We start from the raw sequence: 11,534 nt of genomic DNA, 5'->3' as shown, positions 1-11,534 counted from the left end.
TTCACTCCGCCAAGAATTTTTTATGCCCCTTATGATGGCTCGTGCCTATACGACCCCTCATAAGGGGCATAATGTTTATTTATATAGTGTAATGTAGAGAATTTATATACCAGCTAACAAAAGTCAAGCCCTAATTTTGTGTTTTTCTAAGATTCGGAGACCCTCGCTTTGATATGTGCCTGCGCGTTCCCTCGAATTGCCCGGATTGATAAGGCGGTGCATCAATCCCCGCAAAGGCAATCAATGCACTGCCGCTGCGGAATCGGCGAACATCGCCAATTTCAGCGATTAGACGAGGTGCGATGGTTACGCCAACGCCATTCATCGCTAAAACAGTATCATATTCCGGCAAAGTCCTTGCTAAATTTTGCATTTGTGTTAGAATAGACACGAGGGTTTTATCCAACTCTTGGAGAACTCTAACGCTTTCCAACGCAAGCGATTTGGAAGATGGGTTGCCGGACGGGAGCGTGGGGATACTGTTTTGAGCCAAGGCATAATACGCTCGTCTAAGCGGTATCCCTTTTTCTCAGCCCATCGAGCGCAAGCGTATACAAAACGGGTTTCGGACATTGCGGTAATGACACCAAAATGCCAAAACTCAACGACGAAATCACATAGCTTGCGATTTTAATGGCATCGAGATTGTCTGTTTTGCCTTTCCGCATGGAAACAGATGTGTATTTCTTCATGCGCAATGGGTTTACGATGCAAGTGACCAGTCCGTATTCCAAGAACTTTCTGAGCAGCGACAAATGATAAGCCCCGGTTGCCTCCATGATGATTTTCGTTTCCTCGTTGAAACTTAGAATCAGGTTCATCAATTCTGCAATTTCCGATTCTGTATGCAAGATTTCACGCGGCGATAGTAGCACTTCGCCATAAGGTTTCAGGATGCAAACCGTACTTTTTCCTTTGGAAATGTCAATTCCGACACTAATCATGAGAGTAACTCCTTTATGTGATTGTTGTAAATGGCGTTCCATCTGCGCTTGTTGCAAATTCATTATGGCGTGTGACGCGAAAGACCACGAGGGTTTTCAACCAGCTTAATCGAAGGCTACAACAAGGGATGGCTGACAGCATATAAACCGGATGTGTTAATCCATTTCCCGCAACGTCAGGTCATTTCTCCCTTATTGTAAAAGCAATAGCGCAAATGTTCAAACCCCTTTTACGAAAGCTTGACCATCTACGCTATATAAAGTACCATTTTCCCGCATTCGAGGGTAAAATCCGAATGCGGAGTTTCTTATCAAAAACTTTTGAAAAAAGGCTTGACTCTTACCTTAGGTAAGGATTTATACTAACCTTGTTGTTGCGAAAAATACAAGGAGAAAATACTATGAATGAACTAACAAAGATCAACGAAATTACGACACGTTACGATGTCACCGCACGCACATTACACTACTATGAAAAGATGGGGCTTATCCATAGCAGCCGTGACGAAAGCTCGGGTTATCGGCTTTATGATGAAACTGCTATCACCCGCTTAAAGCAAATCCTCATTTTACGAAAAATGAACATTTCTATCAAAGACATTGGAGAAATTTTCTCGGCAAATAACTCTAACGCCGTGCTTTCTGTTTTGGACAGTAAAGTGGATGATATAGACAACGAAGTGGCACTATTGCATGAATTGAAAGAGCTTGTGCTTGAATTTATCCGTCAAATGCGGCAAGCTGATTTTCACAATGATGCTGATGTTAAAATGTTATTTGACAAGGCGATTGAGATTGAAACATCGTTGATAAATGAAAGTCCCGACATTGCGAATTTGCTCAATACATCTGATGTAATAGACAAGCATATAACAAGTATATCAGTTGAATGCACAGACACAGAAACTGCGCCATCTACATTGGAAAAACTTGAAATCGTTAAGCGTAATCCATGTAGATTTATCGGCAAATCTGTTTATGCACGCGCCGGAAAATCGGGGCATATATTCAGCGAAACATGGGGAATGGGCGAATGGATTTTTTCAACGCTCGATGGATTAAATGAGTACGCAACTGACGATAACCACAACGCTGCGCTTATGGTTTGGGATAAATACGATGAGAAAAACGAATTGCTTGGCTATACCGTCGGTAGATTTATGAAAACAAACACCCCTGTACCGGCAGATATGGATTATATCGACTTGCCCGAAACATATATCGCCAAAGGTTGGGTAAGAGGTAATAACGCTAAGGATGTGGTTGAAAATGAAGTCAAGCAGCAAGGCGAGTATGAACCACAGTCATGGATTTGGTCTGCGGAAGTAGACCCTACTCCATACGAGGATGGGCTTTGCGGTTTTTATATTGCGTGTAGAAAGAAGGATTAAGTTTATGAACAATTCATCCAACTTTGACATGATTGGTGGTTTACGGATTTTGTCAGACAGCATTACATTATCTGATGTTATTAAAGCGAATATGGATGAGGGTTTGTTGGAGAGTTGTCAACAAATGCGGCGGTTTGTTGTGCGTTCACTACAAAATATAGCAGAAAATGGAGCTGGCAACAATCTTGACCCGCAGAAATGCATGGGGTTCTGGTTTAACGTACTTGATATTGCTCGCCATTCGGGAAAAGTCTTTGATAGCCGTATAAATATTGATTTTACAAAGTGGGATAAACGCAAATGGAAAGCCACTTTTGCCAAACAAGCAGTAGAGTATGGCAACATATTTACCGATACAGGCGTTCAAATATCAGTAGGAGAGAATGCGGTTGAGATTACCAATACCTTATATCCTGTAATGTTTCGTGCTATGTTTGAGTTGCAAAAAGTCGTTCGTGCAAACAAAGAAAAAATTAGCAGAGATAATAGTTTCTTTTATTGCGATTTTCGACATTTATGCGAAAACCACACAAATGAGTTCACTTTAACAAAGATTAAGCCTGACATTGAGGATGTTATTTTTGATATGCTTGACGACAAAGAGCATGAGTTGGCTACAGAATTTATCCTATGGCTAAGAGAGATTGGGCTTTCTCCGAAGTTAAAGCCGTCAAGGGCAGTGAATGCTGATTATAAAGGAAAGCGGGTTTGTGAATTAGCATTTACACCATATAGAACTAAGAAAAACTCAAAATGGAGCATTAGGCCAATTTTTGCGTATACAAACGAGTATGAAAATTTTATTGCAAAAGAAAATTTGAAAGCGTTTCATTGGTCGGGTATTGTGCCGTGCTGTGTTTGTCATCCGGGAACTTGTGGCACAGGACAAGATATTGCTGTTTTCGGAAGAGGCTTTGAAAATATATGCCTCAATCGTGGAATTGTGTTTTGCGACCCTGATGAAATGGCGATTGAAAATATCAAAAAAATTGTTAATTTTAGATTGGCAAGCCTTGCAGTATAAGCAAACTACAAGGCGGGGCGTAAAGAACGCTCCGCTACTTGATTATTGAGATTAGTTGTAGTATAGTGTTGGTGTAGAATTGTTATCTACACAGCATTTGTGCCGTTTGCGTAGACGGACGAGTTTATATTAGGAGGTGTTGTTTTTGGTTGATAAACACGATAAAATCAAAGATTTTTATGATAATAGCTACAACGAAGATGAGCGAATGGTTAGGCAACCCCTCAATTTGCTCGATGCCAAGAAATTATATCTCGCTACTTATCTAAGGATGTAATGGAGATTGCAGATATTGGTGGTGCAACGGGGGTGTTTTCTTATTGGCTTTCTCAAAAAGGACATAACGCCCACTTGCTCGATTACATGCCATCGCATATAGAGAAAGCCAAAGAAAAATCAAACACGCTAAATATCACGCTAAAATCATATATCTGTGGCGATGCAAGACAAGTTCCATATCAAGACAATCAATTTGACCTTGTGCTTGAAATGGGGCCATTATATCATTTGCAAAAAAGGAATGACAGAATTCAATGCTTGACCGAGGCAGAGCGAATACTAAAAAATGACGGCATAGTTATTTGCGAAGTTATATCTAGATACGTAAATGTATTTGAGGGATTTCAATTGAATCTCATTGACGATGAGCAATTCCTTGCAATTTTAGACGAAAATCTGTCAACCGGTCTACACTCGCCCGGTGATACATCGTATTTTACTAACGCTTACTTCCATACGCACGACGAAATTAGATGCGAGATGGAGGAGGCTGGTTTCGTTGACATACTTGTTCTACCAGTTGAGGGAATTGGTAGCATCTTAAACGCTAAGCAATATTTTGAGAATGAACAACGGGCAAGGCTATTGTTAAAATACATTAAAGAAACAGAAAACATACCCGAATTGTTAGGTGTTTCGGGACATTTAATGGCTATCGGCAAGAAATGCTCCTAATAAGCATTTGCTGCATCTCACTAAAAAGGATACCACTTAACATGATATCAATCGCTATCGATGGACCCGGCGGGGCAGGGAAAAGTACATTAGCGCGGCAACTTGCCGTCAAATTGAAGTTCATATACATCGACACCGGCGCGATTTACCGCACTGCGGGACTTGCGGCTGTGCGGGCAGGGATTAGGCCCGCAGATGAGGTAGCGGTTGCGGCGTTGTTGCCCAGGTTGAAAATTGGCATTGAATACTGCAATGGTGAGCAAGTCGTCACACTCAATGGCGAGAATGTTAACGCTTTTATTCGCACGCCTGAGGCGTCGAAAGCAGCGGCAGATGTTTCGGCGTTGCCTTGCGTGCGTGATTACTTGCTACAAGTGCAACGGGAACTGGCAGATGAGCGCGATGTTGTCATGGACGGACGGGACATTGGCACGATTGTCCTGCCGAATGCCGATGTTAAAATCTTTCTCACGGCCGACATTGAGGAACGCGCGCGGCGACGGTATGAACAGCTGAAAGATACAGATGTCACTTTCGAGGCGGTGTTGGAGGCGATTGCGTTGCGCGATGAGAAGGACATTAAGCGCGCTATCGCACCGTTGAAAGCGGCGGACGATGCTGTTGTGGTGAATACCACTGAGATGACGTTGGCAGAGAGTTTGGATAAGCTGATGCAAATTGTGCGGAAAAAATTGCAGGAAAGCGGGGGCGTGTAGATGGGATTGAAAATTGCCCATTTTTTGGCACGGCTTGTTTGGAGGGCGTTGTATTTTACCAAATATGTTGGTGCGGACAATATGCCCGAAGGCGGTGCTGTACTGTGTGCCAACCATACGTCGCTGGCCGACCCGTTTTTCATATTGTTTAGGGCTAAGATTGGTGAGTTTCCTTACACGATTGCTAAAAAAGAGTTGTTTCAGAATAAGATTTTGGCGAAGTTTTTGACGTGGGCGCACGTTTTCCCCGTTGACCGCGGTAAGGCTGACTTACGTGCTATCCGCAAGTCACTTGAGGTGCTGCGGGCAGGGCATAAGTTGCTGATTTTTCCTGAAGGACGGCGGGTTGACGCACCGACGGGAGATGAGGACGCTAAGAGCGGTGCGGCGATGTTCGCGCATAAAGTTGGTGTGCCGATTGTTCCCATTTATATGACAGCGCGGCGGAAGCTGCCGTTTCGCCGTGTTACCGTGGTTTACGGTGAGCCGATTTATCTTGACTTTGGTGGCGGAAAGCCTACACAAGAGATGTACACCCGCGAAATGGATAGTGTGATGGATAAGGTGCGCGAATTGGGTATAAAGCGAGGAAAAGGGTATGACACCTGAGATTATTATCGCTAAGTCAGCAGGGTTTTGTTTTGGGGTACAGCGTGCTGTGGATTTGGCGTTGGAGACGGCACGGGAGGGTAAATGCTTTACCGTTGGGCCGATTGTGCACAATCAATCTGTGATGACGTATTTGGCAGAGCAGGGGGTCGGGTATGTTGATGACTGGCAAGATGCACCGCCGGCGGCGACACTGATTGTTCGCAGTCACGGATTGGGACGTGATGTTTGGCAAGCAATTCATGCGCGGCAAGGTAAAACAGTAGACGCGACATGTCCGTGCGTTGCTAAAATGCACAAATTAGCGGCACAATGTGAGCAATCGGGGCGGACATTGTTGATAATTGGCAGCCGAAATCACCCCGAAGTGCGCGGCGTTGTCGGATGGTGCAACAATCACTTTATTGCCGAAAACGAAGTGGAATTGGCGGAATTTCTGAAAAATATATCACAAGAACAATCGATAACGATGATGGCGCAGGCGACCACTGTTAGGGCAATTTGGGAAAAATGCGTAAAAACATTAAAAAAAGACTGTACAAACGTCGAAATATTTGATACAATATGCGGAGCGACTGATGCGCGGCAACGTGAGACCGTCGAATTGGCGGTCAGTTGTGACTGCATGGTTGTTGTCGGCGACAGGGCGAGTGCCAATACTGAAAAATTGGTCAAACTGTCGCAACAGTCGTGTGACAATGTGGTTTGGGTCGAAAACGCGGCCCAGTGGCCGTGCGGGCATACGACGGGAAAGAAAAGGATTGGCGTAACGGCCGGTGCGTCGACGCCGGACCGGTCAATCGAGGAGGTAGTCACCGTTATGACTGAAGAAATGAAGAGCGGAACAAATATGAATGAGGGCTTTGAGGCGTTGCTGGAACAAACGTTCAAGACGCTGAGTACAGGCGACCGCGTTGTGGCGACGGTTGTAGGCATTACGCCAACTGAAGTGCAATTGGAACTGGGCACGAAGCACGCTGGATATATCCCCATCGGCGAAATCAGCAACGACCCCAATGCCAAGCCGGAAGATTTGTTCACTGTAGGACAAGAAGTTGAAGTCTTTGTGGTGCATGTAAGCGACAATGAGGGCGTGGTGTTGTGCAGCCGTAAGAAAATTGAGACGCTGGCACACTATGATGTAGTGCATGACGCTGTTAAAGAAGATGTCGTACTCGAAGGCATTGTCATTGAAGAAAATGCCGGCGGCGTTGTTGTCAGTGTCAATGGTGTGCGCGTGTTTGTGCCGGCCAGTTTGTCGGGTGTGCCGCGAGAAACGCCGTTGAGCTCAATTATGAAGCAAAAGGTAAACCTTTGCATCTTGGAGTATAACGGCGACCGCCGCCGCTTTGTCGGTTCGATTCGTGCTGCCAAGAACCTCGTACGCGATGCAGCGTTTGCTAAAGTTTGGGAAACGCTGAAAGTCGGCGATGCAGTGGAAGGCGAAGTCAAGTCGCTGACCAAGTATGGCGCATTTGTTGACCTCGGCGGCATTGACGGTCTATTGCATGTCAGTGAAATGTCGTGGTCGCATGTTCGCACGCCTGAGGAATTCTGCAAGGTAGGCGATGTGCTGAAAGTGCGCGTCATTAAGATGAACGAGGAAACCAAGAAAATTTCGCTGTCGGTTAAAGATCCAGCGCAAGACCCGTGGCGCAATTTTACAGAAGCTTGCACGGTTGATGATATTGTCAAAGTTAAAATTGTTCGCTTTGCGCCATTTGGCGCGTTTGCTGAGATTATGCCACACGTTACCGGGTTGATTCACATCTCGGAAATCGCACATGAACATTTGAAGAGTCCGGCCGATGCGTTGGCGATTGAGCAAGAAGTTGAAGCGAGGATTTTACATATTGATCACGAAAAGCGCAAGATTTCGCTGTCAATTCGTGCGACCTTAGAGCCACCAGTGCCTGTGAAAATTGACGAAGATAGCAGCCTTGATGAGGTTGTTGCGTCTGCTGATTCGGATGGCACGGTTGATGTGCCGCAGGATGTTGCTGAGGCAGTTGAAGAAGTTATTGAAACAGTTGAAGTGGCCGAGGTCATTGAAGAGATTGTTGAAGCTGTCGAGGAAGCTGAGGTTGCAGAAGTTGCGGCAGAAATTGCTGAAGCCGCAGAAGAAACAAACGAGGAGTAAAAGCATGAAACAAGTGACAAAAGATATGATTGTGGGCGATATTTTGGATATCGATAGCTCACTTTCGCAGTATTTCTTGGCGATTGGTATGCATTGCCTGGGGTGCCCCGGTTCGCGTGGCAAAACGTTAGAGCAGGCGTGTGAAAAGCATGGTCAAGACCTTGACTCGCTGATGGAAAAGCTGAATGCCCATTTGGCAAACGCGTAAGTGCTGAGCTTGCGTCCGCGCTTGATGGCATTGGCACAGCGTATACAAGAGAACGCGCGCGTGGTCGACGTTGGAACCGACCACGCGCGCTTGCCTTTGTGGCTGCTGCAACGCGGTGTTACGGAAAATGTTACAGCAGTCGACATTGCCGATAATCCACTGCGAAATGCCAGGAATTTGGCGGAGCACGTGGGCCTGTATGAGCAACTGCACCTTGTCAAATCAAATGGCTTGACGGCGTTGTGTGGTGACGACTACGATACCGTTGTCATTGCCGGTATGGGTGGCGAAACGATTGCTGATATTATAGCGGCATCGCCGTGGAGCCTGCAGAAGCATTTATTGTTGCAGCCGATGAGCCGGCCGGAGCGATTGTTGGCATACTTGGAAAGTGTTGGTTTGTTGCCACGTGTGACAATGGTGCGAGACGGGCAGCGTGAGTATACGATTTTCGAGGTTGGAATATGACAAAAGTAATTGATATTTTGCAGGTTTTGCAAGAGTTTTCGCCGTTGCCACTGGCTATGGCGGGTGACAACAATGGGCTGTTGGCGGGGCACAGTAATGCGTCTGTTGAGCGCGTGCTTGTGGCGTTGGACGCATCAATGGCAGTCATTGATGAGGCGGTCTCTCGTGGGGCACAATTGATTGTGGCGCACCACCCAGTCAATCGCGGTTTGTGGACCGTAACGGATATAGCGGGATATGATGAGCGTCGCATGCTGGCGTTGTTGGAAAATAAAATTGCTTGTATTTCAATGCACACCAATCTTGATGCGGCACAGGGTGGCATCAATGATATATTGGCTGAATTGTGCGGGTTGCACTGTGTGAGCATTCTTGATGCTGCCACACAGTTGGGTCGTGTAGGACATGTTGACGGCAGCTTGACAGTGCGCGAATATGCCGGGAAAATTTCTGATACATTGGGGTGCAATGCATTGCGCTTTTGTGATGGCGGAAAGCCTGTGTGCAAGGTTGCTGTAGGAAGCGGAAACTCCGCCGATTGTTACTCAATTGTCGTTGCCAAAGGGTGTGATACCTTTGTAACGGGTGACATCAAATATCATTTATGGTTGGAGGCATTGGAGTCTGGGATTAACTTGATTGACGCGGGGCATTATGAAACCGAAGCTATTGCCTGCAACAAACTGCAAGACATTATATCGCAACGATTTGGCGGCTTAGATGTGCGTGTGAGCCAAGCCATGCGCTTGCCATATGAGGTGTTGTAATGCCGCTTGATGCTATTTGCTTGTCTGCCGTTATCGCAGAATTGCAGCCCGGACTTGAAAATATGCGGGTCGATAAAGTTACGCAACCCGAGCGTGACGAAATTGTGTTGCATATGCGCACGACATCGCGCGAAAATGTAAAGTTATTGCTATGCGCGAATCCATCGAGTGCGCGACTGCACTTCACAACGGCAAGCAAGCCGAATCCGCAAACGGCACCGATGTTTTGTATGCTGTTGCGCAAACATTTGACAGGCGCGCGATTGCTGTCTTTCGAACAGCCAAAAGGTGAGCGCGTTGTTAAGTTGACCTTTTCGGGCTATGATGAATTGGGTGACACGACGACGCGTATTTTGTTGTTGGAGATGATTGGGCGTACAGCGAATTTGTTTTTTATGGATGCAGAAAATCGAATTATTGCAGCATTGCGTCAAAGCAATGCGGATATTACGACGGAACGCGCTAATTTGCCAGGCATGATGTATCAAGAGCCGACGCCGCCTGACAAGTATTATATCTTGACGTTAGGGATTTTCGATTGGCGGCGGATTTTTGCACAAGAGGGACAGGCTGCCGAGATTATTCGTGCCAAATGCTATGGGTTTTCGCCATTGGCAGCGCGTGAGGCTGTGTACCATGCGTTGGGCGACTGCACGGCGTTTGCTGCAACAGAAAATGCCGACCAGTTGGCGGCGGGATGTTTTGAATTTTTTCAAAATTTGCAAGAGAAGAACTTTAAGCCTGTTTTGTTACGGCAAGGAGATGTTATCAAGGATTTTTACTGTACTGAGATAGGGCAGTATGACGATTGGCAGGTTGAAACATGCGAATCATTCAACCGGTTACTGGATACTTTCTATGCACAAACGTACGGCGCACAGGCATTACAGCGCAAGAAAGCCTCATTGCAAAAGACTGTCAAGTCTAAAGTTGACCGTGTGACACGCAAAATTGCCGCACAACGACAGGAGTTGCACACGGCTATCGACCGTGAGCATTGGCGTAAGCAAGGCGAGCTGCTCAAAGCCAACTTGCACATCGTGCAAAAGGGTGCGGAGGCCGTGATTGTCGATGATTATTACGAGATGGATTGCCCTGAGTTGACAATCAAGCTTGACCCGCTGCTTACGCCGCAGCAGAATGCAGCCAAGTTTTTTAAGAATTATGCAAAGGCGAAGACGGCCGAGGCGATGCTCAACGAGCGTTTGATGCTGGGGGAGCAGGAGTTGGCGTATTGGCTATCGGTGCATGAAGCGATTCAGCGTTGTGAAAATGAGCGCGAATTGCAAGAAATTAAAGACGAAGTTCATCCCGATAAAATTTCGAAAAAGGGTAAAAAACAGTCAATACAGAGCAGGCCATATCAGTTTTTGTCTTCAAGCGGATTGCGCATTTTTGCGGGACGCAACAATACGCAAAATGAAACATTGACGTTGCGTACGGCACGGAAAACAGACTTATGGCTGCATGCACAAAAAATGCCCGGCGCGCACGTTATTGTTGAAGCATTGGGGCAAGAGCCGGACGATAAGACATTGGAAGAAGCGGCTATTATTGCGGCAACGTTGAGCGCGGCAAAAAATGGCGTCAAAGTGCCAATTGATTATACATTGGTCAAGCATGTCAAAAAGCTGCCAAAATCACATCTCGGTATGGTGAATTACGAGCAATTTAGTACAATTTATGCAGATGCAGATGCTGGATTATTGGAGAAATTAAAAATATGAAAACTGACCTGACAAAAATCCCATACATCGGGCCTAAGACGGCACAATGCTTGATTGACGCGGGCTATCCCGACATTGCGTCGCTCAAAGGACAAGACCCGGAGGACATATACATGAACGACTGTCTTGTCAAAGGATATACCGAACATCGCGCGGTTTTGTGTTTTTATCGATTGGCGGTGGCGTATGCCGATGGAGACGGGGCGTTGCCTCCAGATAAGCATCATTGGTGGAATTGGAAGACTTAGGAAGACGGCGCATTATTGAGATAAATGATAAAATACCAAACATCAATTGAGTAAAACCAAGAGGTGTTTGTTGTGTGGCGTGTTGGCAGTTGGCATAAAATCAGTACTACTGCAGTCGAACGCTGCTGTCCCAACAACGCGCCTAATAAGGGCAAAGGAGACTCACAATGGATACAAAAGGAATGCAATTCCGCAAGCCTATCGCATTGATACTGGCCCTCATCATGCTGTTTGGGCTGACACCAGTTATTGCGCACTCAGACCCCATTACATCACAGCCATATGCGTATGCTGAGGTTAGTTTTTCTGAAAATGAGCGATCAAGAACACAAAATGCA

At 46.1% G+C, this 11,534-nt stretch carries 12 protein-coding genes and 1 pseudogene; 11 read left to right on the top strand and 2 right to left on the bottom strand.

The features are described 5' to 3' along the window. Positions 1-139: 139 nt before the first annotated feature. Positions 140-394 (bottom strand): annotated as a pseudogene (locus FWE06_09885) (transposase). Between the two features lie 115 nt (positions 395-509). Next, a complete protein-coding gene (locus tag FWE06_09880; GenBank protein MCL2547470.1) occupies positions 510-944 on the bottom strand; it encodes an IS110 family transposase in 435 nt (144 codons plus the stop codon). Between the two features lie 401 nt (positions 945-1,345). Here FWE06_09880 and FWE06_09875 point away from each other — a divergent pair, with 401 nt between their 5' ends. The 11 genes from FWE06_09875 (at position 1,346) to FWE06_09825 (ending at position 11,196) form a co-directional block, all read left to right on the top strand. Continuing rightward, the gene (locus FWE06_09875; protein ID MCL2547469.1) at positions 1,346-2,335 is read left to right on the top strand and encodes a MerR family transcriptional regulator; all 990 of its coding nucleotides are present in this window, start codon (positions 1,346-1,348) and stop codon (positions 2,333-2,335) included. A 4-nt stretch (positions 2,336-2,339) separates the two neighbouring features. Continuing rightward, the gene (locus tag FWE06_09870; protein MCL2547468.1) at positions 2,340-3,359 is read left to right on the top strand and encodes a hypothetical protein; all 1,020 of its coding nucleotides are present in this window, start codon (positions 2,340-2,342) and stop codon (positions 3,357-3,359) included. Between the two features lie 276 nt (positions 3,360-3,635). Further along, entirely contained in the window at positions 3,636-4,313 is a 678-nt protein-coding gene (locus FWE06_09865; protein ID MCL2547467.1) for a class I SAM-dependent methyltransferase, read from the top strand. Positions 4,314-4,354: 41 nt separating this feature from the next. Beyond that, positions 4,355-5,029, top strand: coding sequence for a (d)CMP kinase (cmk, locus tag FWE06_09860; protein ID MCL2547466.1), 675 nt, complete (start codon positions 4,355-4,357; stop codon positions 5,027-5,029). Beyond that, positions 5,030-5,638 carry a 1-acyl-sn-glycerol-3-phosphate acyltransferase gene (locus FWE06_09855; GenBank protein MCL2547465.1) on the top strand — a complete coding sequence of 203 codons (609 nt, stop codon included), beginning with the start codon at positions 5,030-5,032 and terminating at the stop codon, positions 5,636-5,638. After that, complete coding sequence (locus tag FWE06_09850) at positions 5,628-7,778, top strand: bifunctional 4-hydroxy-3-methylbut-2-enyl diphosphate reductase/30S ribosomal protein S1 (protein MCL2547464.1); 2,151 nt, start codon at positions 5,628-5,630, stop codon at positions 7,776-7,778. Before FWE06_09855 ends, FWE06_09850 begins: the two co-directional genes overlap by 11 nt. 4 nt (positions 7,779-7,782) lie before the next feature. After that, entirely contained in the window at positions 7,783-7,986 is a 204-nt protein-coding gene (locus FWE06_09845; protein MCL2547463.1) for a DUF1858 domain-containing protein, read from the top strand. 60 nt (positions 7,987-8,046) lie between these two features. Next, positions 8,047-8,454: a class I SAM-dependent methyltransferase gene (locus FWE06_09840; protein ID MCL2547462.1), complete on the top strand. Its 408-nt coding sequence runs from the start codon at positions 8,047-8,049 to the stop codon at positions 8,452-8,454. Next, on the top strand, positions 8,451-9,221 hold the full coding sequence (locus FWE06_09835) for a Nif3-like dinuclear metal center hexameric protein (GenBank protein ID MCL2547461.1): 771 nt from the start codon (positions 8,451-8,453) through the stop codon (positions 9,219-9,221). Before FWE06_09840 ends, FWE06_09835 begins: the two co-directional genes overlap by 4 nt. After that, on the top strand, positions 9,221-10,948 hold the full coding sequence (locus tag FWE06_09830) for an NFACT family protein (GenBank protein MCL2547460.1): 1,728 nt from the start codon (positions 9,221-9,223) through the stop codon (positions 10,946-10,948). Before FWE06_09835 ends, FWE06_09830 begins: the two co-directional genes overlap by 1 nt. Continuing rightward, entirely contained in the window at positions 10,945-11,196 is a 252-nt protein-coding gene (locus FWE06_09825; protein MCL2547459.1) for a helix-hairpin-helix domain-containing protein, read from the top strand. Before FWE06_09830 ends, FWE06_09825 begins: the two co-directional genes overlap by 4 nt. The last annotated feature ends 338 nt before the right edge of the window (positions 11,197-11,534 follow it).

This window comes from Oscillospiraceae bacterium (assembly GCA_009780275.1).
Lineage (GTDB): Bacteria > Bacillota > Clostridia > Oscillospirales > UBA929 > WRAI01.
Note: the sequence above shows the minus strand (reverse complement) of the source record. Positions and strands in the feature narration are given on the sequence as shown.